Genomic DNA, 406 nt, shown 5'->3' with positions numbered 1-406 from the left:
GCAGGCGCTCGGGGTGCGGGTGGCGCGCGACGACTTCGGCGCCGGGTACAGCTCCCTGACCTGCCTGCACGCGCTGCCGGTCGACCTGATCAAGCTGGACCGCGCGTTGACCACCGGCGTCCAGCCGGAACGGGACGCGGCACTGTGCCGCTCGCTGGTCGGGCTGTGCGCCGACCTCGACCTCGCGGTCGTGGCCGAAGGCATCGAGACCGCCGAGCAGGCCGAGTTGATCATCCGGGCGGGCTGCACCATGGCCCAGGGCTACCGGTTCGGCCGCCCTGGCCCACTCTCCGCCCTCCGGACCGGCGCTGACCTGGGCCGCGTCCGGTAGCTCCCGCCATGGCCGCCCGCGATGCGCCCCGAAGTCCCTGAAGGCCACCATGAGGGCGTCTAGGTCCCTCATGGT

Annotated in this window: 1 protein-coding gene; it reads left to right on the top strand. The window is 73.2% G+C overall.

Annotated features, from left to right (window positions below; translation table 11 throughout):
• On the top strand, positions 1-331 hold a 331-nt coding region (locus QMK34_RS45480; RefSeq protein ID WP_326421124.1), incomplete at its 5' end, for an EAL domain-containing protein.
• Positions 332-406: the final 75 nt, after the last annotated feature.

Source organism: Amycolatopsis sp. H20-H5 (assembly GCF_035828755.1).
In the GTDB taxonomy this organism is placed as follows: domain Bacteria; phylum Actinomycetota; class Actinomycetes; order Mycobacteriales; family Pseudonocardiaceae; genus Amycolatopsis.
This window is presented reverse-complemented; position numbering and strand designations above follow the sequence as displayed.